This is a genomic window from Microbacterium sp. MMO-20, assembly GCF_037147735.1.
Taxonomy (GTDB): Bacteria; Actinomycetota; Actinomycetes; order Actinomycetales; family Microbacteriaceae; genus Microbacterium.
The window spans coordinates 247,200-269,806 of the sequence record NZ_JBBCUU010000002.1 but is presented as its reverse complement, the minus strand read 5'-3'; the positions used below and the strand labels follow the sequence as shown (position 1 = coordinate 269,806).

Annotated in this window: 23 protein-coding genes; 9 read left to right on the top strand and 14 right to left on the bottom strand. The window is 70.8% G+C overall.

The window, feature by feature from the left end:
• Nucleotides 1-13: 13 nt before the first annotated feature.
• From WFI52_RS04865 to WFI52_RS04855, 3 genes are all read right to left on the bottom strand, one after another.
• On the bottom strand, nucleotides 14-541 hold the full coding sequence (locus WFI52_RS04865) for a hypothetical protein (RefSeq protein WP_336625850.1): 528 nt from the start codon (nucleotides 539-541) through the stop codon (nucleotides 14-16).
• Between the two features lie 78 nt (nucleotides 542-619).
• Nucleotides 620-2,221: a glycerol-3-phosphate dehydrogenase/oxidase gene (locus WFI52_RS04860; protein WP_336625851.1), complete on the bottom strand. Its 1,602-nt coding sequence runs from the start codon at nucleotides 2,219-2,221 to the stop codon at nucleotides 620-622.
• On the bottom strand, nucleotides 2,218-2,790 hold the full coding sequence (locus WFI52_RS04855) for a TetR/AcrR family transcriptional regulator (protein ID WP_336625852.1): 573 nt from the start codon (nucleotides 2,788-2,790) through the stop codon (nucleotides 2,218-2,220). The genes WFI52_RS04860 and WFI52_RS04855 overlap by 4 nt, the downstream gene beginning before the upstream one ends.
• Before the next feature lie 34 nt (nucleotides 2,791-2,824).
• Here WFI52_RS04855 and WFI52_RS04850 point away from each other — a divergent pair, with 34 nt between their 5' ends.
• Both WFI52_RS04850 and WFI52_RS04845 read left to right on the top strand, forming a co-directional pair.
• A complete protein-coding gene (locus tag WFI52_RS04850; protein WP_336625853.1) occupies nucleotides 2,825-4,420 on the top strand; it encodes an FAD-binding oxidoreductase in 1,596 nt (531 codons plus the stop codon).
• Nucleotides 4,421-4,451: 31 nt separating this feature from the next.
• The gene (locus WFI52_RS04845) at nucleotides 4,452-5,357 is read left to right on the top strand and encodes a diacylglycerol kinase (RefSeq protein WP_336625854.1); all 906 of its coding nucleotides are present in this window, start codon (nucleotides 4,452-4,454) and stop codon (nucleotides 5,355-5,357) included.
• A 25-nt stretch (nucleotides 5,358-5,382) separates the two neighbouring features.
• On the opposite strand, the gene WFI52_RS04840 is transcribed toward WFI52_RS04845, so the two are convergent.
• A complete protein-coding gene (locus WFI52_RS04840) occupies nucleotides 5,383-5,628 on the bottom strand; it encodes a zf-HC2 domain-containing protein (RefSeq protein ID WP_336625855.1) in 246 nt (81 codons plus the stop codon).
• On the bottom strand, nucleotides 5,625-6,281 hold the full coding sequence (locus WFI52_RS04835) for a sigma-70 family RNA polymerase sigma factor (protein ID WP_442927691.1): 657 nt from the start codon (nucleotides 6,279-6,281) through the stop codon (nucleotides 5,625-5,627). Before WFI52_RS04835 ends, WFI52_RS04840 begins: the two co-directional genes overlap by 4 nt.
• 110 nt (nucleotides 6,282-6,391) lie before the next feature.
• Between WFI52_RS04835 and aroA the strand changes: the two genes are divergently transcribed.
• Genes aroA through bcp form a run of 3 tightly spaced genes read left to right on the top strand, consistent with a single transcriptional unit; the run spans nucleotide 6,392 to nucleotide 9,342 of the window.
• On the top strand, nucleotides 6,392-7,747 hold the full coding sequence (gene aroA / locus WFI52_RS04830) for a 3-phosphoshikimate 1-carboxyvinyltransferase (RefSeq protein WP_336625856.1): 1,356 nt from the start codon (nucleotides 6,392-6,394) through the stop codon (nucleotides 7,745-7,747).
• A gap of 40 nt (nucleotides 7,748-7,787) precedes the next feature.
• Nucleotides 7,788-8,831 carry a ribosome small subunit-dependent GTPase A gene (gene rsgA / locus WFI52_RS04825; protein ID WP_336625857.1) on the top strand — a complete coding sequence of 348 codons (1,044 nt, stop codon included), beginning with the start codon at nucleotides 7,788-7,790 and terminating at the stop codon, nucleotides 8,829-8,831.
• A gap of 43 nt (nucleotides 8,832-8,874) precedes the next feature.
• Nucleotides 8,875-9,342, top strand: coding sequence for a thioredoxin-dependent thiol peroxidase (gene bcp, locus WFI52_RS04820; protein ID WP_336625858.1), 468 nt, complete (start codon nucleotides 8,875-8,877; stop codon nucleotides 9,340-9,342).
• Nucleotides 9,343-9,355: 13 nt separating this feature from the next.
• On the opposite strand, the gene WFI52_RS04815 is transcribed toward bcp, so the two are convergent.
• A complete protein-coding gene (locus WFI52_RS04815; protein WP_336625859.1) occupies nucleotides 9,356-9,748 on the bottom strand; it encodes a histidine kinase in 393 nt (130 codons plus the stop codon).
• Nucleotides 9,749-10,014: 266 nt separating this feature from the next.
• Between WFI52_RS04815 and WFI52_RS04810 the strand changes: the two genes are divergently transcribed.
• Entirely contained in the window at nucleotides 10,015-10,263 is a 249-nt protein-coding gene (locus WFI52_RS04810) for a WhiB family transcriptional regulator (RefSeq protein ID WP_191718336.1), read from the top strand.
• A gap of 49 nt (nucleotides 10,264-10,312) precedes the next feature.
• Here the strand turns inward: WFI52_RS04810 and WFI52_RS04805 are convergent, their stop codons facing one another.
• Genes WFI52_RS04805 through WFI52_RS04795 form a run of 3 tightly spaced genes read right to left on the bottom strand, consistent with a single transcriptional unit; the run spans nucleotide 10,313 to nucleotide 13,763 of the window.
• The gene (locus WFI52_RS04805; RefSeq protein ID WP_336625860.1) at nucleotides 10,313-11,800 is read right to left on the bottom strand and encodes a sensor histidine kinase; all 1,488 of its coding nucleotides are present in this window, start codon (nucleotides 11,798-11,800) and stop codon (nucleotides 10,313-10,315) included.
• 23 nt (nucleotides 11,801-11,823) lie between these two features.
• Nucleotides 11,824-13,137, bottom strand: a complete 1,314-nt coding sequence (locus WFI52_RS04800; protein WP_336625861.1) for an AAA family ATPase — start codon at nucleotides 13,135-13,137, stop codon at nucleotides 11,824-11,826.
• Nucleotides 13,134-13,763 carry an SAF domain-containing protein gene (locus WFI52_RS04795; RefSeq protein ID WP_336625862.1) on the bottom strand — a complete coding sequence of 210 codons (630 nt, stop codon included), beginning with the start codon at nucleotides 13,761-13,763 and terminating at the stop codon, nucleotides 13,134-13,136. The genes WFI52_RS04800 and WFI52_RS04795 overlap by 4 nt, the downstream gene beginning before the upstream one ends.
• Before the next feature lie 96 nt (nucleotides 13,764-13,859).
• Between WFI52_RS04795 and WFI52_RS04790 the strand changes: the two genes are divergently transcribed.
• The gene (locus tag WFI52_RS04790) at nucleotides 13,860-14,156 is read left to right on the top strand and encodes a helix-turn-helix domain-containing protein (RefSeq protein WP_336625863.1); all 297 of its coding nucleotides are present in this window, start codon (nucleotides 13,860-13,862) and stop codon (nucleotides 14,154-14,156) included.
• Between the two features lies 1 nt (nucleotide 14,157).
• Here WFI52_RS04790 and WFI52_RS04785 read toward each other — a convergent pair whose 3' ends face one another.
• A complete protein-coding gene (locus WFI52_RS04785) occupies nucleotides 14,158-14,766 on the bottom strand; it encodes a hypothetical protein (protein WP_336625864.1) in 609 nt (202 codons plus the stop codon).
• Nucleotides 14,767-14,918: 152 nt separating this feature from the next.
• On the opposite strand from WFI52_RS04785, the gene WFI52_RS04780 reads away from it, so the two are divergent.
• Complete coding sequence (locus tag WFI52_RS04780; RefSeq protein WP_336625865.1) at nucleotides 14,919-15,359, top strand: Rv3235 family protein; 441 nt, start codon at nucleotides 14,919-14,921, stop codon at nucleotides 15,357-15,359.
• A 7-nt stretch (nucleotides 15,360-15,366) separates the two neighbouring features.
• Here WFI52_RS04780 and WFI52_RS04775 read toward each other — a convergent pair whose 3' ends face one another.
• On the bottom strand, nucleotides 15,367-16,590 hold the full coding sequence (locus tag WFI52_RS04775; protein WP_336625866.1) for a pyridoxal phosphate-dependent aminotransferase: 1,224 nt from the start codon (nucleotides 16,588-16,590) through the stop codon (nucleotides 15,367-15,369).
• A 57-nt stretch (nucleotides 16,591-16,647) separates the two neighbouring features.
• On the bottom strand, nucleotides 16,648-19,452 hold the full coding sequence (secA, locus tag WFI52_RS04770) for a preprotein translocase subunit SecA (RefSeq protein ID WP_336625867.1): 2,805 nt from the start codon (nucleotides 19,450-19,452) through the stop codon (nucleotides 16,648-16,650).
• 228 nt (nucleotides 19,453-19,680) lie between these two features.
• On the opposite strand from secA, the gene WFI52_RS04765 reads away from it, so the two are divergent.
• Entirely contained in the window at nucleotides 19,681-21,006 is a 1,326-nt protein-coding gene (locus tag WFI52_RS04765) for a hypothetical protein (protein ID WP_336625868.1), read from the top strand.
• 117 nt (nucleotides 21,007-21,123) lie between these two features.
• Here WFI52_RS04765 and hpf read toward each other — a convergent pair whose 3' ends face one another.
• Nucleotides 21,124-21,792: a ribosome hibernation-promoting factor, HPF/YfiA family gene (hpf, locus tag WFI52_RS04760; protein WP_336625869.1), complete on the bottom strand. Its 669-nt coding sequence runs from the start codon at nucleotides 21,790-21,792 to the stop codon at nucleotides 21,124-21,126.
• Between the two features lie 124 nt (nucleotides 21,793-21,916).
• Nucleotides 21,917-22,594, bottom strand: coding sequence for a ComF family protein (locus WFI52_RS04755; protein ID WP_336625870.1), 678 nt, complete (start codon nucleotides 22,592-22,594; stop codon nucleotides 21,917-21,919).
• Nucleotides 22,595-22,607: the final 13 nt, after the last annotated feature.

The following is a 22,607-nucleotide window of genomic DNA, read 5'->3' as shown; positions in this document are numbered from 1 at the left end:
CGGATCGTATCGATCAGGAGATCGGCGTCGTGCCGTTGAGGGTCCCGGAGTCCTTCACGACGGCGGTGCCGGTCTCCCATCCGACGAGGTTCGCGTCGGCCTCGGCGGCGAGTTCGATCTCGCGCGCGGCGGCGACGATGACGATGTTTCCGTCTCCTTCGATCGTGAGCTCGTCCAGCGCCGGCAGCAGAACGATCGCGCCCGACGCCACGATGGTCAACTCGCGGCAGTCGCCCGTCACCTCGACGACGACCGCATCGGCGTTGCTGTCGACCAAGTGCTGTCCGTCGGTGCAAACGACATGCTGCGTGACCGCGTCGGTCCAGCGACTGCGCTGCAGCTTCGCCATCCGCTCGTCGTCGACGAACCCGCGCACGTTCGCGCTGCCGGTCGGCGACGGCGCGGAGGACGTCGCCGAGGTGGGCGACGTGCTCGGCGTGGCGCCGTCACCGTCGGCGACGCGGACGCTGCACCCGGCCAAAGCGGATCCGGCGACGACCAGCGCGAAGAGAAGGACGAGAGGGCGACGGAACGTGTTCATGCACACAACGTTACGAAACGGTTGTCGCAGCCGCGTCTCGACGGTGTCGCGATCCTGCGACACCGTCGGCGGCGCGACTCAGTCGGCGGCGGGCTCGACGCCGGACCGCGCGAACGCGGCGAGCGCAGCGGGGAGGGATGCCTCGGCGTCGGCGGCCACGAGGCCGAGGCGCGTGCGCCGCTGCAGGAGGTCGGCGACGCTGAGAGCGCCCTCCACACGTACGCCCCACTCGAGCTCTGCGGGAGTCACCCCGCGCGCCGCGGGTGCGGCGTCCTCCGCCCGTACTTCCCCCCGCGCCTCGCCGAGCCGGGCCACGAACGATGCCTCGGCGCCGTAGCGCCGCACGAGGCGAGCGGCGGCGGGGATCTCCCGTGCGCGCTGACGCGGCCAGGCGCCGACGAGCGGCAGGTCGGCCGTGATCGAGGGCCGTGCCGTCGGCAGCGCGCGCCGGCGGACTGCGGCATCCACGCCGTCCTGCGCCATGCGCCGATAGGTCGTGAGCTTTCCCCCGACGACGTTCACGACACCCTCGTCGTCCTCGATGATTGCGTGTCGACGCGAGAGATCGGCGGTCTCACCGTCGCCTCCGCGCGCGGACCGCAGGAGGGGGCGGAGCCCCGAGAAGGTTCCGCGCACGTCCGCGCGCGTGAGGGGCTCCGCCAGCACCGTGTTGAAGGTATCGAGCAGGAAGTCGATCTCGGTGTCGTCGGCGCGGGGATGATCGGTGATCTCCTCCGCAGCGACATCCGTCAAGCCGATGTAACTGCGGCCGTGGAGCGCCGGCACGCTGAAGACGAATCGACTGCGCGTCCCGGGCACGAGCGCCGTGATCGACACGTCCGCTCCGCCGAGCCGAGCGGTGTCGACGACGAGGTGGGTCCCCCGACTGGGTTCGAGCGCCACTGCCGCGGTCAGCGACCCCGCCCACACGCCCGTCGCATTCACGACCGCACGGGCACGCACCGTGAAGGTCGCGGCGGTGACGACGTCGCGCAGGTCGGCGCCGTCCCCGCGCAGATGCTCCGCGGCGACCCGCGTGAGGATCCGCGCGCCGAAGCCCGCGGCCGTGCGCGCCACCGCGACGACGAGGCGCGCGTCGTCGACGAGTTGCCCGTCCCATCCGCGGATGCCGGCGATGCCGCCGCCGTGTCGGAGGTCCTCCACGCGGACGGCGGGAGCAAGGGCCCGGACTGCGGTCGCGCTCAGCGGCGAGGGGGCCGGCAGCAGCGCTGTGGGCGTGCCCACACCGCGGCGCAGGGCATCGCCGAGGGCGAAGCCCGCGCCGACGAGGGCGCCGCGCGAGCGCGCATCGGGTCCGTGCAGCGGCAGCACCTGGGGGAGGGGCCTCGTCAGGTGCGGAGCGATGCGGGTCATCAGGAGGTGCCGTTCCGCGGCGCTCTCGTGCGCGATCCCGATCTGACCCGAGGCGAGGTAGCGCAGCCCGCCGTGCACGAGTTTCGAGGACCAGCCGCTCGTGCCCGACGCGAGGTCACCGCGTTCGACGAGGACGGTGCGCAGGCCGCGAGACGCGGCATCCAGTGCCACGCCGGCACCGGTGATGCCGCCGCCGACGACGAGCACATCGATCTCGGCGCCGTTCGCGACGTCATCGAGCTCTCGCCTGCGCCGCGCGGCATCCAGCACGGTCGAGCCTGGCGTCCGCCCGCGCACGCGCGTCATCCGCGCATCTCCAGCAGGCCCCGCACGGCGGCAGCGAGCTCGGTGCGCCAGCTGTCGGCATCCAGCCACTCCTCGACGAGCGGCGCGGATTGAACGGACGCCTGCAGCACGAGCAGAAGCATCGCGGCGCGCGCGTCGACCGACCCGGGGCGGACGAACCCCGCCTCCTGCCCCGACCGAACGTGCGCGGCGAGCGCGGCGTGCACGAGCCGCTGGCTGGTGCCGAGCCGCTCGAGGATGTAGCGGGCGAACAGCTCCGGATCGGTATCGCGCAGGCGATCGACGATCGGCAGCGCACGTACCCGATCGGCGGCGTCGACCAGCATCGCGACGAGCCCATCGAGGTCGGCCGCGCTCGAGTGGGCGGGAATCTGTGCGACCATTTCCCGGGTCACGAGAGTCGCGAACAGGGCCTGCGCATCGGGCCAGTACCGGTAGATCGTCTGACGCGACACTCCGCTGCGCCGCGCGATGTCCGAGATGCTCGTGCGGCGGATGCCGTGCTCGAGCGTCTCGGCCAGCGCCGCATCGAGGATGACCCGCGCGGTGTCGGACTCCACGATCTTCATGTGACAAAAGTACACAAGGTGTCATACTGTCGCCATGACGAGCATGATCTGGGATCTGTGGGGCGACGGCAGGCGCGAGGCGCACCTCCCGCGCGGCGCCAGGACGATCGCGAAGACGCTGCTGAAGGGCACGCCGCACCCCGTCCCGCGCCGCGACCCGGCATCCGTCACCCTGTCGGCCCCGCGCCTCGACGACGCCGACCTCGCCGCCCTGTCCGCCGTGCTGAGGCAGGACGACGCCGTCGACACGTCGGATGCCACTCGCCTCCGCCACCTCGGCGGCAAGAGCACTCCCGACCTGCTGCACCGTCGCCGCGACGATCGCGCGACGGCGCCCGACGCGGTCGTCCGCCCCGAGAACCACGACGAGGTCGCCGCCATGCTCGCGGTGTGCGGCGCGCGCGGCATCGCGGTCGTCCCGTTCGGCGGAGGCACGAGCGTCGTCGGCGGACTCGAACCGGATGCCGGGGGTCTGCGCGCCGTCATCAGCCTCGACCTCTCCCGCACGTCCGCACTGCTGGCGCTCGACGAGCTCTCGCTCCTCGCGACGTTCGGTGCGGGCACGAGCGGCCCCGAGGCAGAGGAGATGCTCGCTCGGCACGGGTTGACGCTGGGACACTTCCCGCAGAGCTTCGAGCACGCCTCCCTCGGCGGCTTCGCCGCCACCCGTTCGAGCGGCCAGGCCTCGCGCGGCTACGGCCGCTTCGACGAGCTCGTGCACGCGCTGCGGGTCGCGACGCCCGCGGGCACCCTCACCCTCGGCATCGCGCCGGCGAGCGCCGCCGGTCCGGACCTCCGTCAACTGATCCTCGGGTCGGAGGGCGCGTTCGGCGTCATCACCGAGGTGACGGTGCGCGTACGACCGCGTGCCGCGCATACGGCGTACGGCGCGTGGACGTTCCCGGACTTCGCTGCGGGCGCGCAGGCTTTCCGCGAGCTGACGCAGGCGGGCATCCGTCCGACCGTGCTGCGACTGAGCGACGAGTCCGAGACGCGGGTGAACGCCGTCATGGGCGGTCATCTGCTGCGCATGACGGGGGCGCTCGCGGTCGCCACCTTCGAGGCACCCACTCACGACGACGCCGAACGCACGAAGAGCGAGACCGAGGCGATCTTCGTGCGTCACGGCGCGAAGACCCGCGGCGAGGATCCGGCGCGCTCGTGGGAGCGCGGCCGGTTCTCCGCACCCGTCCTCCGCGACGCCCTCCTCGACATCGGCGTGCTCGCCGAGACTCTCGAGACCGCGACCGTCTGGTCATCCCTGCCGCGGCTGAAAGACGCCGTGACCCGAGCGATCGAGGCGAGTCTGCGCGCGCGCGGCACCGCGCCGATCGTCATGTGCCACATCTCGCACGTGTATCCCGCGGGCGCTTCGCTCTACTTCACCGTGATCGCGGCGCTGACGGACGATCCGCTCGCGCAGTGGGCGGATGCCAAGGCCGCGGCATCCCGCGCGATCGTCGCCGCGGGCGGCACCGCGACCCACCACCATGCCGTCGGGCGCGACCACCTCGAGGGCCTCGCCGCCGAGATCGGTGCGCTCGGGATCGAGCTGCTGCGTGGCGTGAAGCGGACCCTCGATCCGCAGGGCATCATGAACCCGGGAGTGCTCGTGCCCGACCGGACGTGACCGAGAGCCCCCGCAGACCGAGGAGGACGCCATGGATGTCGCACTCCTGACGAATCCCGCCGCCCGCGCCGGCGCACGCACCGGCGCGGCGATGCGCGTCGCCGAACGGCTGCGCGCCGCGGGTCACCGCGTGAGCGTGATCTCCGGCGGCAGCGCTGCCGAGTCGTCCGACCTGCTGCGCGCCGCACTCGACCTCGGCGTCGACGCCGTCGTCGTCGCGGGCGGTGACGGCACCGCCGCGCTCGCGATACAGATCCTCGCCGGCGGCGACGTCCCGCTCGGCATCGTGCCCTCGGGCACGGGCAATGACCTCGCGAACGCGCTCGGGCTGCACGACCTCGACGCCGACGCGGCGGCGGACGCCGTGATCGCGGGCTCGACCCGCACGATCGACCTCGCCCGCGCGACGCGCGCGGATGGCTCGTCGATGTTGTACGGCACGGTGCTCGCGAGCGGGTTCGACTCGAGGGTCAACGACCGCGCGAACCGCATGCGCTGGCCGCGCGGGCACATGCGCTACAACATCGCGATCCTCGTCGAGTTCCTGACGCTGCGCGGCATTCCCTTCGACCTCGAGCTCGAGCACGCGGATGGGGCGACGGAGCGCGTGGAGGGCGACCTCGTGATGGCCACGGTCGGCAACGGGCGCAGCTACGGCGGCGGCATCCCGATCTGCCCCGACGCCGACCTCGAGGACGGACTCCTCGACGTGACGCTCGTGCGCCCAGCGGGAAGGCTGAAGCTGTTGCGGCTGCTCCCCCGCGTGTACCGGGGCACGCACACCTCCGTCGCGCAGGTGTCCACCTTCCGGGTGCGCGCCGTGCGGCTGGCGTCGCCGTCGGTCACGGCGTACGCGGACGGCGACCCGCTCGGCTCCTTGCCTCTGCGCATCGATGTCGTGCCGCGCGCGCTGCGGGTCTTCAGCCGCGCGTCCTGAGGTGCACAGCCGCGCGGACGCGGACTCAGTGGTGCGTGGCCTGCTCGGCGCGCAGGCGCGCGAGCACCTGGTCGCGCAGCTGCTCGGGCGCCGTCTCCCTGCAGGCGCGAGCGATCACCGATGTCAGCGTCGTCGCGACGAGCGCCTCATCACGGCACTCGGGGCAGTTCGCCAGATGCTCGGTGATGTCGGAGTGCTGCGTCTTGCAGACCTCGTTGCGGAGGTACTCCTCCAGATCCTTGCGCGCCTTGTCGCAGCCGCAGTCGCTCATTTCCTGCTCCTCGATTCCGTCGCGGCGGCGGGCACATCGATGCCGCGCTCCCGCGCATACTCGGCCAGAAGGTCGCGCAGCAAGCGCCTGCCACGATGCAGGCGGCTCATGACCGTGCCGATGGGGGTTTTCATGATGTCCGCGATCTCCTGATACGCGAAGCCTTCGACGTCGGCGAGGTACACCGCCAGGCGGAAGTCCTCGGGAATCGACTGCAGCGCGTCCTTGACGACGGATGCCGGCATGTGGTCGATCGCCTCGGCTTCGGCCGAGCGGGCGCTCGTCGCGGTGGTCGATTCGGCACCGCCGAGCTGCCAGTCCTCCAGCTCGTCGATCGTGCCCTGGTAGGGCTCGCGCTGCTTCTTGCGATACGTGTTGATGTACGTGTTCGTCAGGATGCGGTAGAGCCACGCCTTGAGGTTCGTGCCCTGTGTGAACGACGCCCAGGACGCGAACGCCTTGACGAAGGTCTCCTGCACGAGGTCGGCGGCATCCGCGGGATTGCGCGTCATGCGCATGGCCGCCGCGTACAGCTGGTCCATGAACGGCAGCGCCTGCTCCTCGAACTGCGAGCGCGGGTCTGCTCCGTCCACCTCGTCCGTCGTCGGCGGCGTGCTCTGGGTCCGCGGCGTCATGGCCGCCTGCTCTTCCATCGCGGCCCAGTCTACGTCCGGCAGTTCGTCAAGAACCGGCGAGAGCGTCGATGTCAATGGGTGTCCTTGAATGTCGGGGGTGTCGGAGGGGTTCGTTAGGGTAGAACCCGATGACAGCGACCGGGTATTCCCACTCACCGTCGGCCCCTTCGGGAGCCGGCTCGTCGCCGTGGGCGGCACCGCTCGGCGAAAGCCCCCTTCTTGCCACCGTCGAGGTGCCGGGCTCGAAGTCCCTGACGAACCGCAAGCTCGTGCTCGCCGCTCTCGCAGATTCGCCCTCGACGCTGACCGCGCCCCTGCACTCCGACGACTCCGCCCGGATGATCGAGGCGCTTCGCACTCTCGGCGCCGAGATCGAGGAGATCCCCGGCAGCGGACGATTCGGCACCGACCTGCGCATCACGCCGCCGGCGAGCTTCCACGGCGGCGTCACGATCGATTGCGGTCAGGCTGGCACCGTCATGCGCTTCATCGCGCCGCTCGCGGGGCTCGCGGAGGGCGATGTCACGATCACGGCCCATGCGAGCGCCCTGCACCGCCCCATGGGAGAGATGATCAAGGCACTCCGCACGATCGGTGCCGACATCGACGACGGGGGCAATTGGGCGCTGCCGTTCACCGTCCGCGGTCGCGGCCACGTCCGCGGCGGCGAGGTGACGATCGACGCGAGCAGTTCGAGCCAGTTCGTCTCGGGCCTGCTGCTGGCGGCGCCCCGCTTCGACGTGGGACTGCACCTCATCCACTCCGGGGAACGGCTGCCGTCCGTTCCGCACATCGACATGACCGTCGAGACCCTCGCCCGCCGCGGCATCCAGGTCGAGCACCCGACCCCGAACGAGTGGGTCGTCCCTGCCGGCGTGCCCCGCGGGAGGGATGCCGCGATCGAACCCGATCTCTCCAACGCCGCACCGTTCCTCGCGGCAGCGCTTCTGACGAGCGGGTCGGTCACGGTCCCCGGCTGGCCCGCCACCTCGACGCAGCCGGGAGCGCTGCTCCCCGAGATCCTCTCGCTCCTGGGCGCCCGCACCGGCCGCCGGGGCGGCGCGCTCACCGTGACCGGAACAGGACGAATCGCGGGCGTCGACCTCGACCTGACGGCTGCCAGCGAGCTCACCCCGACCCTGTTCGCGCTCGCGGCCTTCGCAGACGCTCCCACGACCCTGCACGGTATCGGCCACATTCGTGGTCACGAGACCGACCGCATCCAGGCTCTCATCGCGAACCTTCGCGGGCTCGGCGGCGAGGCGGAAGAGCTCCCCGACGGCATCCGCGTCACTCCCGCACCGCTCCACGGCGGCCTGTGGCGCGCCCACCACGATCACCGCATCGCGACGGCCGGCGCCCTCATCGGGCTGCGCGTGCCGGGGGTCGAGGTCGACGACATCGGCACCACGGCAAAGACCATGCCCGAGTTCCCCCAGCTGTGGGCGCAGTTGCTCGACGAGCACGGATCCACCGCGGCATGACGCGGCGATGCGGCGCGGGACGACGCGGTCTGGGCACGACGTGAGCTGGCTGGACGGCCTCGACGACGACGACGAGCCCGAGTTCGACGAAGCCGACGTGCGGGTGCGGCCGAACCCCAAGGCGAACCGCCCACGCACCAAGCGCCGCCCCGCCCACGCCGACGCGCATATCGCTCGCGTGCTGGGCGTCGACCGAGGCCGCTACACAGTGCTGATCGACGAGGACGAGAGCGACGAGCACACGGCTCTCGCGTCGCGCGCGCGCGAGCTGCGCAAGCAGCCGATCGTCACCGGCGACCGCGCACGTGTCGTCGGCGATGTCTCGGGCGATGACGGGACGCTCGCTCGCATCGTCGGCATCGAGGAGCGCACCTCGCTGTTGCGCCGGAGCGCCGACGACACCGACCAGGTGGAGCGCATCATCGTGGCGAACGCCGACCAGATGCTCATCGTCGTCGCGGCGGCCGACCCCGAGCCGCGCCCCCGTCTCGTCGACCGGTATCTGATCGCGGCGCTGGACGCCGGCATCCATCCCCTCCTCGTCGTGACGAAAACCGATCTCGCCGACCCGACGTCGTTTCTCGCGCATTTCGAGGGGGTCGACGATCTCGAGGTGTTCACGAGCGGTCATGGCGCCATGCCGACCGCGGAGATCGGCCGGCACCTCGTCGGTCACTCCACGGTCTTCGTCGGTCACTCCGGCGTCGGCAAGTCGACGCTCGTCAACGCGCTCGTGCCGAGCGCTGCGCGCGCGACCGGCCATGTCAACGAGGTCACGGGGCGAGGCCGGCACACCTCGAGCTCGACAGTCTCGCTGCGCTACGTCTCCGAGGCCGGCCGCGGGTGGGTCATCGACACGCCCGGCGTCCGCTCATTCGGGCTCGGCCACGTCGACCCCGCGAACATCCTCCGCGCATTCAGCGATCTCGCCGTCGTCGCCGAGGAATGCCCGCGCGGTTGCACGCATTTGCCGAGCGCGCCCGACTGCGCGATCATCGAGGCCGTCGCGGAGGGCCGGCTCGGTGAGCGCGGAGCCGCGCGACTGGACTCCCTCCAGCGCCTACTCGAGACGTTCTCGGGCTGACGGCGTTCGCTCACGCGCTCGGCATGTCCGTAGGCTGGATGCCATGACGACGCTGCAGCCCGGAACTCCCGCCCCCGATTTCACTCTCGTCGATCAGGACGGTGACGACGTCTCGCTGCACGATCTGCGCGGCCGGAACGTCATCCTCTTCTTCTACCCCGCGGCGATGACCCCGGGGTGCACGACCGAGGCCTGCGACTTCCGCGATTCCCTCGCGCCCCTGCAGGCCGCGGGGTACGCGGTCGTCGGGATCTCGCGCGACGAGCCGGCGAAGCTGCGCGCGTTCCGCGAGCGCGACGGGCTCACCTATCCCCTGCTGAGCGATCCGGACCACGCCGTCCACGCCGCCTACGGTGCGTGGGGCGAGAAGATGAACTACGGCAAGAAGGTCGAGGGCGTCATCCGCTCGACGTTCGTGCTGGATGCCGAAGGCACCGTCATCCACGCGCTCACGGGGGTCAAGGCCACGGGTCACGTCGCGCGCGTGCGGAAGCTCCTCGGCGTCGGCTGAGCGCGCTCGGTGCTCAGCGCTCGCCTCCTCGCGACCCGCCGCCCGCACGGCGCACGGCGGTGAAGAGCAGGACGAGACCGACGACGGCGGGCAGTGCCACGGCGAGGGCGAATCCGTAGGCGGGAGCCGGTCCCGTCACCGCGCCGAGCGCAACGGCCAGCATGAGGAGCTGGGTGACGATACCGCCGGAGCGCCCCCAGGAGCGCCCCCGCGCGGTCGCGACGCCGAACGCGGCGACGGCGGCCGCTCCGACGGCGGTGAGGACGACGAGGGCGATCGAACTCGTGACGTCAGCCGTGTCACCTCCGACGAGGGCGACGATCTCCCACCCCGCCACGACGAGCAGGGCCAGCGCCTCGAGCCCCAGAAGGACGGCAGACAGGCGATCGGGAACGCTGGTGGACATCGGCTGAGACTCCTCGAGTGCGCGTTCGGATCGTGCGGAAGCGGCATCCACTGCGCCCACAGCTCAGGCGATCCACAGAAACCTCGGCCGGGAAACCGGAGTTCACCCTTGATTCATCCGAATGTGCATGGGACGATAGAACACGCAGTGTGCTCCCACAGCGACGTGGGGCGAGCGAATCCGCTCGCACACCCACTAGGGTATCGGACACCCGAAGTCTGGCCCTCACCCGCACGTCACTTTCCCGCATCAAGGAGCACCCCACTATGGATTGGCGCGATAAGTCCGCCTGCCTCACCGTCGACCCCGAGCTGTTCTTCCCCGTGGGGAACACCGGGCCCGCCGTCGAACAGATCGAGAAGGCCAAGGCCGTCTGCGCACGCTGCACGGTGACCGAGATCTGCCTGCAGTACGCCCTCGAGACCGGTCAGGACTCGGGCGTGTGGGGCGGTCTCTCCGAGGACGAGCGCCGCGCCCTCAAGCGCCGCGCCGCGCGAGCCCGCCGCGCCTCCTGACGCGGGTCGGGTCGCCGCGGCGTCGCGGCGTCGAGTCCCGGATGATCCCTCAGTTGCGCTCGAGGTAGCGCATCGGGATCTCGATGGTCACCTCGGTGCCTGATCCGACGAGCGTGTGCCAATCGATCGTGCCGCTGAGCTCTCCCTGGATGAGAGTGCGCACGATCTGCGTGCCGAGGCCGCGCCCGACCTGCCCCTCCGGCAGCCCCACGCCGGTGTCGCGCACCTTGACCCCCAGGGACTCCGGTGTGCGCTCGGCGATGATCTCGACTTCGCCTTCACGATCCGCGAGCCCGTGCTCGACCGCGTTCGTCACGAGCTCGGTGAGCGCGAGCGCGAGGGGCGTCGCGTACTCGCTCGGAAGCGTCCCGAACCGCCCCGTCTTGACCGTGCGGGCACGCGTGTTGGGCGATGCCGCGACCTCCGCGACGAGCTTCAGCACACGGTCGAACACGTCGTCGAAGTCGACGTTCTGCGCGAGTCCTTCGGACAGTGTGTCGTGCACCACCGCGATCGCCGACACGCGCCGCATGGCGTGAGTCAAGGCATCCCGCGCTTCATCCGAGTGCGTGCGGCGCGCCTGGATGCGCAGAAGCGACGCCACGGTCTGCAGGTTGTTCTTGACGCGATGGTGGATCTCACGGATCGTCGCATCCTTCGTGATGAGTTCCTGCTCCTGATGCCGGATCTCCGTCACGTCGCGGCACAGCACGATCGCGCCGATGCGGTGGCCTCGGTCCTTCAGAGGAATCGTACGCAGCGACACCGTCACTCCGCGCGCCTCGATGTCGGCCCGCCACGGCGCACGGCCGGCCATGACGATCGGCAGCGATTCGTCGAAGTCGCGTCCCTTGGGGAGGATGCCGGATGCCACCTCGAGCAGCGACTCGCCCTCGAGCTCGTCGTCGAATCCCAGCCGGTTGAAGGCGGAGAGGGCATTCGGGCTTGCGAACGTCGTGATGCCGTCGACGTCGATGCGGATGAGACCGTCGGAGGCCCGGGGCGCTCCACGGCGCGGAGACGTCGGCGCGGCGAGGTCGGGGAAGTCGGCGGCGGCGACCATGCCGAACAGGTCGTCCGCGCAATCATTGAAGGTGATCTGCTGCCGCGACGGTGTGCGGGCCTCGCCGAGGTTCGTGTGCCGGGTCAGGACGCCGAGCACCGTGGGCGGCGTGTCCGCATTCCCTCGCGCGCGCACGATCGGCACGGCACGCACGCGCGTCGGGGTCTCTTCGAACCAGTCCGGCGACGCCGAATCGACGATCTCGACGCGCGTGAAGGCATCGCGCACCTGGGTGTGCCACTGCGGCCGGACGAGATCCCCCACGATGTCGCGGTAGAACAGCGTCGCCGCCCCCGAGGGCCGCGTGTGCGCGACCGCGATGAACGCGTCGTCGGCCGTCGGCACCCAGATGACGATGTCCGCGAAAGCGAGGTCCGCGAGGAGCTGCCCGTCGCCGGCGAGGCGGTGGAGCCACTCCACGTCGGCCTCCGAGGAGCGGCCCTGGGCGTACACGAGATCGCTGAGCGTCGACACGCCCCCAGCCTATTGGCCCGCACTCAGGCGGTGCGCGCATCGCCGCGCACTGCGCCGCGTGCGCGCTCGCGGGATCGCGCACGGCCCGGCTGCGCCGCAGGACGTGAAGTTGCCGGCGGGTCGATGGCCTCCCCGACGAACCGCCGGACCGCTCCGGCGAGCGCGGAGCGACCGGCGATCTCGGCGACCGGCCGAGCGGCGAGGGTCGCGGCATCCGCCGCCTTCGGATCCCAGGGCACGAACCAGACCTCGCGCGCGGACGCGTACCGCTCGAACGTGCGCCGCACCTGACCGCGTGCGTCCATGCCGAGGGTCGCCGTGCGCGTCTTGTTCACAACGATACGAACTGGCCGCGCCCCGACGACGGCGCGCAGGTCGGCGTGCGCGCGGAGGAACCGCGAGACGCCGACCGGGTCCGCAGCGACGACCGCGACGACGAGGTCCGCTGCCTCGAGCGCGGCCAGCGTCGCCGCGTTCCGGCGCGGACCATCCAGATCGCTGACGATCTCCTCGTCACGCTCCAGGGACGCCGCGACGTCGACGATGACGTCGTCCGCCCAGTCCCGTGCCTGCTCCAAGGCGGCGCTGACGCGCTCGTGCGAGAGCTCGGGCCACCGGGCGGGGCGGTTGATGCCGGTGAGCACCTCGATGTCGCCCAGCGGACTCGCGATGCGGGACAGCTCCGTCGTCGTGAGCGCCCCACGGCCGGCCTGGCGGCACGCTGCGGCGAAGCCGGGACCCTCGTCGGCGAGTCCCGTGGTCATGGCGATCGAGGGCGCATGCGCATCGGCATCCACGAGTCCGACGCGACGCCCGTCGCGCGCGAGCTCGCAGGCCAGCTCGATCGCCATGCGCGTGCGTCCGGGTGCGCCCGCTGCACCCCAGACCGTGATGATGCGCCCCCGCGGACGCTCGGAGACGTGCGCGGGAGCACCGACCGCTGCGAGGAGGTCGCGCGGCGCGACGTCGTTTTCGTAAGCCGTCACGCCGAACACGGCTGCGGTGCGGCGGGCGGCGGGACTGTCGCACAGGGCAGCGATGCGCACGCCGAACCGGTCGCAGACGGCGACGAGATCGGCGGTCAGCGCATCCCGTCCGCCGTCGATGACGAGCACGTCGGCGCGGGCGAGGGCTCCGAGCACTTCGGCTGCCTCGCGACCCGCGAGCGCATCGACGGCCGCGGCAGCGGGGGCCGACCGGTCGACGACCGCCGAGATCACTGCCCCGGCATCCCGCAGCAGATCGGCGAGCTCAAGGCCGTGAGAACCGCCCAGCGCGACGATGACCGTCGGCCCGGAGTGCCCGGCGGGCCCGGCGGCCCGGGCGTCGATACTCATCGCCCTGCTGCCGCGGTGGGCACGATCGACAGGCTCGACCCGCCGGCGATCGCGGCGAGGGTGTCCGGGACGTCGGAGCGTCCGATCACGACCTCGACGGCGGGTCCGGCCGATCCCATCATCGACTGGTCGCTCGTCACCGAGACGACGGTCGCGGTCGGCACGAGGATGCGCGGCGTATCGAACGTGCCACGCTCGAGCTGCGGCGCCACCCAGATCTCGACCGTCGAGCCGGCGGTGACGGCGGCGGGGATCTCGGTCGCGCTGTGCACGACGACGCGCGTCGTACGCAGGCCCTCGGCGGCCCCGACGGCGTCCTGAGGCACGAGTTCGCCCGCCGCGATCGTGCGGGTCGCGACGGAGCCGGGCTGAAGCGTCGCGGGCGTCGCATACGCGTCTTCCAGGGCGCCGAGTGCGACGTCGACCACGCGCAGGTCGTCGGATCCGACGGTGTCGCCGGGCACGAGCGTGCGTGCGGCGGCGAAGACGGGCACCGTCTGCCGTGCCGCCGCGACGACGAGCCAGACCCCGACGACGCTGACGATGACGAGGACGATGCCGAGGAGGAACCGGACGTCAGCCCAGAGTGCGCGGGGGCGGGGGCGCGCTGAGGTGTGGTCGCTCATGAGCCCATCGTGACGCGCCGCCGCCCGGCGCGCCCGGGTTATCCACAGGCTCGCGCCGCGCCGGGCCGCGCGACCCGGGCGGACGATAATGGCCTCATGCCCGAATCCCGCATGCCCGGACCAGGCGGCACCGGTGACCGCCTCCACACTCCGGCGGAGGTCGCTGAGATGCTGCAGCTCTCGGTCGACGAGGTGATCGCCCTCGTCCTCGACGCGCGGCTGCGAGGCGTGAAGGTCGGGTCACCCGCCCGCTGGCGCATCGAGGCGGCGAGCGTCGAGGGCTATCTCGACGACCAGGCCGAGGAAGCGCGGCGGATGGCCCTGTGGCGGGAATCGAACGCCGCGAGCTTCCCCGAGCTGTGGGGGCGCGGCGAAGTGCGCGGGCGCGACTGACTCAGTCGAGGTCGGATGCCTCGGCGAGGCGCACGAGGACGATCGCGGTGAACGGGACCACGCGATAGCCCGTGACGTTCTCCGCACGTCGCGGCGTGCCGCGGTCGTGCACCGCAAGATCGAGATGATCGGCACCGGCGCGATCGATCGTGCCCGGGAGCTCCCTCCCCCCGACGAGCTGCACCGTGACGGCGACGCGGCGACGGACGAGGTCGCGCAGGACGAACCCGAGCCCCATGCGCTGACCGAGCGGGGGGCCGGCGTCCGCATCGCGCACGCTCGCGAGCACGGCATCCATCGGCGCGCCGATTCCGGTGAGCGCGCTCACCGGAACGATCACCGGCTGGGAGATGAGCGCACCCGCTGCCGGAGCGGAGACGATCGCGAACCAGTCCGCGCCCACGCGCGCGACCTGTGCGGTGAGCGTCGACCCGTCGACGAGGTGCACGACGACGTCGCGCCGCTGACGAGACAGCGCGACGAGGCGCTCGCGCAGCGCGACGCGCGAGAGCCGCAGGCGCTCGGCCTCGGTGTCCAGCGCGGCACGCTCGGCCTCCCATTCGGAGTCGAGCTGATCTTCCAGGTCTTCGAAGAAGCGATCCCAGCGCACCCCGCGAGGCTACGTCGCACGGCGGAGCGTGCGTGGCATCTATCCACAGGTGAGGGGATTCTCATCCCACGGCGTGCGCCCGCGTGTTCTACTCGGTTCCGTCGACACCGGGGTGGACCCGATCGACGCGAACCCGGCCGAAGGAGGTCGCCATGGTCCCACCGATCACCGGTTCCGCACGCCGCGGAGCGCGTTCATCCTCGGCGCTCGAAGTCGCCGAGTACTTCGCGCCGCAGCGCACGCCCACGACCGATCTGCCCGACCCTGTGCCGCTGCTCGCGAACCTCACGATCGGCGTCCTGGAGGTCTTGGCGGGGGTCCGCGAGGTCGACCAGCTGGCCCGTTGGCTCGGCGAGGACGCCTACCGGGCTCTGCTCACCCGTGCCAACCTGTCGGCCCGAGCGCGCAACGCGCGCGGTGTCACGCCCGCGCGTCCGGCGTACCGCATCGTCTCGACGCGGTGCTCCTCCCCCGCGGACGGCGTCGTCGAGGGCGTCGTCATCACGGCAGGACCCGCGCGCACGCGCGCCGTCGCCGTGCGCCTCGAGGGGTGGGACGGCCGTTGGCGCGCCACCTCTCTCGCCGCTCTCTGACCAGCTGTTACTGCCGGTACGACGCGAGGAAGTTGCCGAGCCGTTCGATCGCCTCGGTCAGGACGCGCGCCTCGGGCAGTGTGACGATCCGCAGGTGATCCGGAGTCGGCCAGTTGAAGCCGGTTCCCTGCACGAGCAGGACGTGCTCCGCGACGAGGAAGTCGTAGACGAGCTTCGCGTCGTCGCGGATGTCGTGCACCTCGGGGTCGAGGCGAGGGAACGCGTACAACGCGCCCGCGGGCTTGTGGCAGGAGACCCCGGGGATCGCCTCGAGGCCCTGCCACGCGGCATCCCGCTGCTCGTGCAGCCGGCCGGAGGGCGCGATGAGCGCGTCGATCGACTGCACCCCTGACAGCGCGGCCTGCACCGCGTGCTGCGCCGGGACATTCGGGCACAGGCGCGTCGAGGCGAGCAGCTGGATGCCCTGTAGGAACCCCGCGGCGTGGCGCTTGGGGCCCGTGATCACCATCCACCCGGAGCGGTACCCCGCGACACGGTAGGTCTTCGACAGGCCGTTGAAGGTGAGGCACAGGAGGTCCGGTGCGAGTGTCGCGAGCGGGATGTGCTGCGCGTCGTCGAAGAGGATGCGGTCGTAGATCTCGTCCGACAGGAGCAGCAGCTCATGCTCGCGCGCGATCTCGACGATGCCCTGGAGCACCTCGCGGGAGTACACCGCGCCCGTGGGGTTGTTCGGATTGATGACGACGATCGCCTTCGTGCGCTCCGTGATCTTCGCACGGATGTCGTCGAGCGACGGCTGCCAGCCGTCCTCGTTGTCGCACAGGTAGTGGACGGGAGTGCCGCCGGCGAGGCTCGTCATCGCCGTCCAGAGCGGGTAGTCGGGGGCGGGGATCAGGACCTCGTCGCCGGTGTCGAGGAGCGCCTGCATCGTCATCGTGATGAGCTCGGACACCCCGTTACCGAGGTAGACGTCGTCGGGGTCGAACTTGGGGAAGCCGGCGACCTGCTCGTAGCGCGAGACGACCGCACGGCGGGCCGACATGATGCCGCGGCTGTCACTGTAGCCGTGCGCGTGCGGCACGGCCTCGATCATGTCGCGGACGATCTGATACGGCGCCTCGAATCCGAAGATCGCGGGGTTGCCGGTGTTGAGTTTGAGGATCCGGTGCCCGTCGGCTTCGAGCCGATCGGCCTCGACCAGGGCGGCCCCGCGGATCTCGTAGAGGACGTCCTTGAGTTTGGTCGACTGGTCGAGGATGCGCGGGGTCATCCGATCAGGATATCCCCGCGGCATCCGGGCCAATCGCCGCCTGCTGGACCGTTCGGCCTACTTCTTCTTCCCCGCGGCACGGCGGTCGGCGCGGTTCTGAGGAGCGGGAGTGGATGCCGCGGCGCCGTCCGTGCGCTGACCGAAAGCACCCCGCGGAGCTTCCGCCGCGGGAGCGGGGGCCGCGCCGCTCGCGGCCTGGCGGAGCTTCGACGTCGCCGCCTGCTGCACCTGCCCGCGGTCGTTGCGCACCTCGACATCGCCGCCCTCGCCGGGAGCCGTGTACTGGAGCTTCTGCGCCTCGACGGCCGGGGCCTGCAGACCCTTGGCCTGCACCTCGCTCTCGACCTGACCCTCGCCCTGCTGGCGCACCTCGACGTCGAGGTTGTAGAGGAATCCGACCGACTCCTCCTTGATCTGGCCCATCATCGCCTGGAACATCTGGTAGCCCTCGCGCTGGTACTCGATCAGCGGGTCGCGCTGGGCCATGGCCCGCAGGCCGATGCCGTCCTTGAGGTAGTCCATCTCGTAGAGGTGGTCGCGCCAGCGGCGGTCGAGCACCTGCAGCACCACGCGACGCTCGAGTTCGCGCATCGCGGGCGTGCCGAGCTTCTCCTCGCGGGCGGCATAAGCGATCTTGGCGTCGGAGAGGATCTCGCGCTTGAGGATCTCGGGCGTGACGCGTCCCTTGTTGCCGCTCTCGGCGACGACCTCGTCGATCGTCACGCTCACGGGATACAGCGTCTTGAGCTCGGTCCACAGGGCGTCGAAGTCCCAGCTCTCGGTGTGACCCGAGCCGGTGTGATCGTCGATGACCGCGCTGATGGCGTCTTCGATGAAGTGGTCGACGCGCCCCGAGAGGTCGTCGCCCTCGAGCATGTGGCGGCGGTCGGCGTAGATCGCCTCGCGCTGGCGGTTGAGGACGTCGTCGTACTTCAGGACGTTCTTGCGGATCTCGGCGTTACGCGCCTCGACCTGGCTCTGCGCGCTCTTGATGGCACGCGAGACCATCGTCGACTCGATCGCGACATCGTCGGGGAAGTTCGTGCGTGCGAGGATCGCCTCTGCCGCGCCCGACTGGAACAGCCGCATGAGGTCGTCGGTCAGCGACAAGTAGAAGCGGCTCTCACCGGGGTCGCCCTGACGGCCCGAGCGACCGCGCAGCTGGTTGTCGATGCGGCGCGACTCGTGCCGCTCCGTCCCGAGGACGTACAGCCCGCCGGCCTCGACGACCTTGGTGGCCTCTTCGGCCACGGTGTCGCGCTGGGCCGTGTACACCGCATCCCACGCCGCCTCGTACTCATCGGGCGTCTCGACGGGGTCGAGGCCCTTGGCCTTGAGTTCCTGCACCGCGAGGAACTCCGCGTTGCCGCCGAGCATGATGTCGGTTCCACGGCCGGCCATGTTGGTGGCGACGGTGACGGCGCCGAGACGCCCGGCGCGGGCGACGATCTCGGCCTCCCGCGCGTGGTTCTTCGCGTTGAGGACCTCGTGCTTGATGCCCTTCTTCGCGAGGAGGCGCGAGAGGTACTCGCTCTTCTCGACCGACACGGTGCCGACGAGCACCGGCTGGCCGGTCTCGTGACGGCGCGCGATGTCCTCGACGACCTGGGCGAACTTCGCCGGCTCGTTCTTGTAGACGAGGTCGGGCTGGTCCTTGCGGATCATCGGCTTGTTCGTCGGAATCGGAACGACGCCCAGCTTGTAGGTCGACATGAACTCGGCCGCCTCGGTCTCGGCGGTACCGGTCATGCCGGCGAGCTTGTCGTAGAGGCGGAAATAGTTCTGGAGCGTGACGGTAGCGAGCGTCTGGTTCTCGGCCTTGACCGGCACACCCTCCTTGGCCTCGATCGCCTGGTGGATGCCTTCGTTGTAACGCCGCCCGACGAGAATGCGCCCCGTGTGCTCGTCGACGATCATGACCTCGTCGTTCATGACGACGTAGTCGGTGTCGCGCTTGAAGAGGGCGAGCGCCTTGATCGAGTTGTTGAGAAACGAGATGAGCGGGGTGTTCGCCGACTCGTACAGATTGTCGATGCCGAGGTAGTCCTCGACCTTCTCGATGCCGGGCTCGAGCACACCGATCGTGCGCTTCTTCTCGTCGACTTCGTAGTCCTCGCCGGCCTCGAGCGTCTTCGCGATCTTGGCGAACTCGACGAACCAGCGGTTGGCCTCGCCCGACGACGGGCCCGAGATGATGAGGGGTGTGCGCGCCTCGTCGATGAGGATCGAGTCGACCTCGTCGACGATCGCGAAGAAGTGGCCGCGTTGAACGAGATCCTGCTTCTGCCACGCCATGTTGTCGCGCAGGTAATCGAAGCCGAACTCGTTGTTCGTGCCGTACGTGATGTCGGCCTCGTACTGCTCGCGGCGGACGTCGGGGGTCTGCCCCGCGATGATCGTGCCCGTCGTCATGCCGAGCGCGCGATAGACGCGGCCCATGAGCTCGGACTGGTACGACGCGAGGAAGTCGTTGACCGTGATGACGTGCACGCCTTTCGCGGCGATCGCGTTGAGGTACACGGCGAAGGTCGCCGTCAGGGTCTTGCCCTCACCGGTCTTCATCTCGGCGATGTTGCCGAGGTGCAGCGCCGCACCGCCCATGATCTGGACGTCGTAGGGACGCTGTCCGAGCGTGCGCTTCGCGGCCTCGCGCACAGCGGCGAACGCCTCGGGCATGAGCTTGTCGAGCGACTCTCCGGCTTCGTGGCGGGCCCGCAGTTCCGCCGTCTCGCCGCGCAGCTCCTCGTCGGTGAGCTGCGCGTAGTCCTCTTCGAGGGCGTTCACGGCCTTCACGACCTGCTGGAGCCTGCGAAGGATACGTCCTTCGCCGGCGCGGAGCAGTTTCTCGAGAGGGTTGGCCACGGAGGATCTCCATCTGTCGGATGCGGGCGACGTCGCGGTCCCCCGGCGCTGCGCACGGGAGGCACAGCACAACGGCCTATGTTACCCGTCCGTGACTTTGATTCGCCTGTGCACCGGATTCCCTGTGCACCGGATTACCTGTGCACCGGATTCCCTGTGCGCCGGGAATCGGCTGTGGCTTGCTGCCCGCCCGGTCGGTCCCGTCCGGACGCCGCATAGGATCGACCCATGGCCGGTTTCTGGGGCGCACGCAAGAAGGAGCGCGAGCATCTCGCCGCGCAGGATGCCGAGTTCGGGCGCCGCGCCGACGCGGCGCTCGTCGCCGCTGACGAGCGGCTGCGCACGACTCAGGACGAGCTCGCCTTCGCCGAGATCGAGCTGGGCGCCGATGCGACACGCGACCTCCGCGACGCGCTCACGGCCGTCCGCACGCATCTGCGCGAGGCGTTCCAGCTGAATCAGCTGAACCACGACGAGATCCCCGACACCGCCGAAGAGGCACGCACGCGCAACGCGCGCATCATCCAGTTGTGCGATTGGGCCGAAGACCTCCTCGACGACCGCCTGTCGGCCCTCGCCGGCCCCGTCGAGCGCGCACGCCGGGCGCCGGAGATCATCGACGGCATTCGGGCACAGGTGGCTCGCGACAGCGAGCGCATCCCGCGCATCGAGGCTGCGCTCGAGCGTCTCGGCGAACGGTATTCGCCCGAGGCGCTCCGTAAGATCTCGGGCAATACGCGCGAGGCCGCTCAGCTGCTCGAGTTCGCGACCCACGGCGCCGACGTCTCGACCGCGCGCCGCGAGGGCGGTCAGCGCGAGCAGGCGAATCTCGCTCTCGAGACGGCGATCGAGGCCGGGCGCCGCGCGACGACGCTCCTCGACGCCGTCGACGCGTTCGAGGTCGAGGCGCTGCGCGCCGAATCGACGCTGGATGCCATCGTCGATGATTCGCGCGACGACCTCGCGGCCGCGCGGGACCTTCGCGCAGTGCCCGCCGTCGCCGCCGCGATGACGACGCTCGAGCAGGAGCTCGGCGCGCTCACGCCGGCCGGGGCGAAGCCCGACCCGTTCAGCGAACTGACGCGCCTGCGCGCCGCGAACGCCGCACTCGACGCCGCCGTCGCGAAAGCGCGTGAGCGGGCAGCTCGCCCCGTGCCGCCCGAAGCGCACGTACGGCACGCGATCGACGACGCCGACCGTCAGCTCGGTGTCGCGCGCAGCGTCATCTCGGGTCACCGAGGCTGGATCGGTGCCGACGCACGGACCCGCCTCGCCGAGGCGGAGCGCCTGCGCCTCGACCTCGCCCAGCTCGCCGCAACCCCGATCGGCGAAGATGACCGCGAACAGGCCCTCGCCGACGCGCGCCGCTGTGGGCAGCTCGCCGCGGAAGCACTGCAGCTCGCCCAGCGCGACATCGACTCCTCGCGACCGAACGACGGTGGCTGGGGCGGTCCCGGTCAGGGCGGAGGACGCCGCGGCGGCGGGAGTGACCTCGCCAGCGGCATCCTGGGCGGCCTCGTCATCGGGTCGATCCTGGACGGCATCTTCGACTGATCGGTCCGCAGAATCGGACGACAAGAACAGAATCGGATGCCGCGCGGCGCGGCATCCGATTCTGTTGCGCTTCTGCGATCGTGCTGAGCCCGCGCCGGGGAGCGGGCCGTCAACGCATCAGGAGGCGAGTTCCTCCGCGGCCACGGGCGGCGCGCTCGCGGTCAGCGAGATGACACCGTAATCCCACCCCTTGCGGCGGTAGACGACGCTCGGGTGGTCGGTGCGGGCATCGATGAAGAGGAAGAAGTCGTGTCCGACGAGCTCCATCCGATCGACAGCCTCCTCGACCGTCATCCACTCGGCATCGAAGTTCTTGGTGCGGATGACGACGGGCGTGTACTCCTCGTCGGCATCGCTCTCGCCGACGACCGGGACCTCGCCGGTTGCGACCGCGCGCAGCACATCGACCGAGGCCGGCTGCAGATCGATGCCCGCGAGCGAGCCGCTGCCCTTGTCGAGCTTGGCTCCGCGCGGGTGGTTGCGCGCGTCGACGCGCTTGTCCTTTGCGCGACGCAGCTGCTCGGCGAGCTTGTCGACCGCGAGGTCGAGGGCGACGAACTTGTCACCGTCCGTCGCCTCGGCGCGAACGACCGGCCCCTTGCCGGTCACGGTGAGCTCGACCGTCTCGTCCTCACGGGAGCCGTTGTGGTACGCACGGTGGGTGACCTTGACATCGAGACGCTGCGCACGCGGCGCGAGATTCTCGATGCGGACGGACTTCTCTTCGGCGACGGTGCGGAACCTGTCCGACACGCTCACACCCACGCCGACGATGCTGGTTTCCATCCTTGACCTCCTTGTTCCGGTCCTCCCGGTCAAGCGAGAACCTGAGTTCGCCTTGGTCCCTCCCACGCTATCGGGACGCCCCCGAGATGTCACCTGTCATTCCCGTGACAAACCCCTCACGACGCTATGACTCACCTCTGCGGCGGGGGGTGGATGCCACGGTCGCCGCGCCGAGCACGCGGGCGCCCGCCGCCGTCAGCGCCCGCTCCGCCTCGCCCAACGTCGCCCCCGTCGTCACGACATCGTCGAGCACGATCACGCGCAGCCCGCGCGCGGGCTGCGCGTGCATCACACCCGCGACGTTCTGCGCGCGCTCCGCGCGACCGAGCCGGCGCTGATCGGCCGCTCCCGTTCCGGCGGCGAGGAGCCGCCGGAACGGGAGGTCCGCGCGCCGCGCGATCGTCTCGACGACCCGGTATCCGCGGCGCCGCATCGCCCCCGGAGACGTCGGGACCGGGACGAGCGCGACCGGACCGGCCGTCGACGCAGCGAGCGCTGCGGCGACGGAGGCGGCGAGGGCGGGGGCGAGCGCGCGCAGCAGCCCCGTGCGGCCGTCCTCCTTCGCCGCCCGCAGAGTGCGGGCGGCGACGCCCTCGAATGCGAGACCGGACCAGACCCGCAGACCGCCCGTCCGGCGAGCCCGCACGTGGGGCATGAGCGCTTCGCGACACGCCGCGCACAGCGGCGTGTCGGGCGCGTCGCACCCAGCGCACCAGGTCGGGAACACGAGCGAGAGTGCGGCGCTGAGCGCCTCGCGCACGGTCTGTGCGGCCGGGGTGGGAGTCGCAGACGAGAAGGTCATCGGATCATGGTGC

Excerpts from the sequence above, each read along its gene's own strand:
- WFI52_RS04775 (WP_336625866.1), bottom strand. The coding sequence starts at position 16,590 with ATGACCCCGCGCATCCTCGACCAGTCGACCAAACTCAAGGACGTCCTC.
- WFI52_RS04840 (WP_336625855.1), bottom strand. The coding sequence starts at position 5,628 with ATGAGCGACTGCGGCTGCGACAAGGCGCGCAAGGATCTGGAGGAGTAC.
- hpf (WP_336625869.1), bottom strand. The coding sequence starts at position 21,792 with ATGGAAACCAGCATCGTCGGCGTGGGTGTGAGCGTGTCGGACAGGTTC.
- WFI52_RS04810 (WP_191718336.1), top strand. The coding sequence starts at position 10,015 with ATGGATTGGCGCGATAAGTCCGCCTGCCTCACCGTCGACCCCGAGCTG.
- WFI52_RS04860 (WP_336625851.1), bottom strand. The coding sequence starts at position 2,221 with ATGACGCGCGTGCGCGGGCGGACGCCAGGCTCGACCGTGCTGGATGCC.
- WFI52_RS04755 (WP_336625870.1), bottom strand. The coding sequence starts at position 22,594 with ATGACCTTCTCGTCTGCGACTCCCACCCCGGCCGCACAGACCGTGCGC.
- WFI52_RS04800 (WP_336625861.1), bottom strand. The coding sequence starts at position 13,137 with ATGAGTATCGACGCCCGGGCCGCCGGGCCCGCCGGGCACTCCGGGCCG.
- aroA (WP_336625856.1), top strand. The coding sequence starts at position 6,392 with ATGACAGCGACCGGGTATTCCCACTCACCGTCGGCCCCTTCGGGAGCC.
- WFI52_RS04780 (WP_336625865.1), top strand. The coding sequence starts at position 14,919 with ATGGTCCCACCGATCACCGGTTCCGCACGCCGCGGAGCGCGTTCATCC.
- WFI52_RS04790 (WP_336625863.1), top strand. The coding sequence starts at position 13,860 with ATGCCCGAATCCCGCATGCCCGGACCAGGCGGCACCGGTGACCGCCTC.
- WFI52_RS04795 (WP_336625862.1), bottom strand. The coding sequence starts at position 13,763 with ATGAGCGACCACACCTCAGCGCGCCCCCGCCCCCGCGCACTCTGGGCT.
- WFI52_RS04855 (WP_336625852.1), bottom strand. The coding sequence starts at position 2,790 with ATGAAGATCGTGGAGTCCGACACCGCGCGGGTCATCCTCGATGCGGCG.
- WFI52_RS04845 (WP_336625854.1), top strand. The coding sequence starts at position 4,452 with ATGGATGTCGCACTCCTGACGAATCCCGCCGCCCGCGCCGGCGCACGC.
- WFI52_RS04850 (WP_336625853.1), top strand. The coding sequence starts at position 2,825 with ATGACGAGCATGATCTGGGATCTGTGGGGCGACGGCAGGCGCGAGGCG.
- WFI52_RS04835 (WP_442927691.1), bottom strand. The coding sequence starts at position 6,281 with ATGGAAGAGCAGGCGGCCATGACGCCGCGGACCCAGAGCACGCCGCCG.
- WFI52_RS04815 (WP_336625859.1), bottom strand. The coding sequence starts at position 9,748 with ATGTCCACCAGCGTTCCCGATCGCCTGTCTGCCGTCCTTCTGGGGCTC.
- WFI52_RS04765 (WP_336625868.1), top strand. The coding sequence starts at position 19,681 with ATGGCCGGTTTCTGGGGCGCACGCAAGAAGGAGCGCGAGCATCTCGCC.
- bcp (WP_336625858.1), top strand. The coding sequence starts at position 8,875 with ATGACGACGCTGCAGCCCGGAACTCCCGCCCCCGATTTCACTCTCGTC.
- WFI52_RS04865 (WP_336625850.1), bottom strand. The coding sequence starts at position 541 with ATGAACACGTTCCGTCGCCCTCTCGTCCTTCTCTTCGCGCTGGTCGTC.